The organism is Bacillus sp. SH7-1 (genome assembly GCF_008042405.1).
Lineage (GTDB): Bacteria > Bacillota > Bacilli > Bacillales > Bacillaceae_G > Bacillus_A > Bacillus_A thuringiensis_N.
Genome location: NZ_QNUD01000071.1, coordinates 1 through 1,298, shown reverse-complemented (window position 1 = coordinate 1,298; position 1,298 = coordinate 1). Strand labels below are relative to the sequence as shown.

Sequence of the window (1,298 nt, the reverse complement as noted above, 5' to 3'; positions counted from 1 at the left end):
GTGTGATGAAGACAGGTTGGCTGAAAGATAATGATAGATGGTACTACCTGGATGCCAATAACGGTGGTTCAATGAAAACAGGTTGGGTAAACGTAGAAGGAAAATACTATTATTTAGATACGGATTCAGACCCAAATAAAATTGGTGTGATGAAAACGGGTTGGGTAAAGGATAATGATAAATGGTACTATCTGGATGGAAGTGCAGATGGTTCAATGAAAACAGGCTGGGTACAAGTAGAAGGAAAATGGTACTACTTAGATGCCAATAACGGCGGATCTATGGTAACTGGACAAGTTACTATAGATGGAAAGACTTATACATTTGCTGATAATGGTCAGTGGATTGAAAATGCTGGAGATATTAGTGCATATGGTTACCAGATGCCTATAAAAAATCCAAATGTGAGTTCAGGGTACGGACCTCGTTGGAATGAATCTCATAAGGGGATTGACTTTGCAGCAACAACAGGTACACCTATTATGGCTGCTAAATCTGGAACTGTAGAATTCTCTGGTTTTGGTTCACCTGGCTCATTTAATGATTATGGAAATGTTGTAGTTATCAAACATGAAGATGGATATTACACGTTATATGCCCACATGAGTGAGAGAATAGCTCGTAAAGGGGATTATGTTCAACAAGGTCAAGTAATAGGTAAGGTAGGAGCCACAGGGAGAGTTACTGGTCCTCATCTACACTTTGAATTGAAAACGGAATATAAATTTGGTCAGATTAATCCAACACCATATTTACCATTTAAATAGAAGTTAAGATTTAATATTTAAAAGAGTAATATATTAAAATGTAGTAGTAAGAATGGAGAGGGAAATATGAAAAAACAGATTGCAGCACTTACATTAGCGACAACTCTTGGCTTGAGCATTCAGCCAATTGTAAGTTCAGCCGAAACAGCTCAAAATATGCAAGCTACTGAACAGAGTGGTTGGGTAAAAGATGGAAATGGAACATGGTTCTACTTTGAACATGGTGTAAAAAAAACAGGCTGGCTGAAAGATAATGATAGATGGTACTACCTAGATGCCAATAACGGTGGATCTATGAAAACAGGCTGGTTAAACGTAGAAGGAAAATACTATTATTTAGATACAGATTCAGACCCAAATAAAATTGGTGTGATGAAGACGGGTTGGCTGAAAGATAATGATAGATGGTACTACCTAGATGCCAATAACGGTGGATCTATGAAAACAGGCTGGATAAACGTAGAAGGAAAATACTATTATTTAGATACAGATTCAGACCCAAATAAAATTGGTGTGATGAAGACAGGTTGG

At 37.3% G+C, this 1,298-nt stretch carries 1 protein-coding gene and 1 pseudogene; both read left to right on the top strand.

Going from position 1 to position 1,298, the window contains the following annotated elements:
- Positions 1–767: M23 family metallopeptidase (locus DN390_RS31545; protein WP_147809344.1), on the top strand; the 767-nt coding region annotated here is incomplete at its 5' end.
- Between the two features lie 66 nt (positions 768–833).
- Positions 834–1,298, top strand: a pseudogene (locus DN390_RS30265) (N-acetylmuramoyl-L-alanine amidase family protein); the annotation flags it as partial.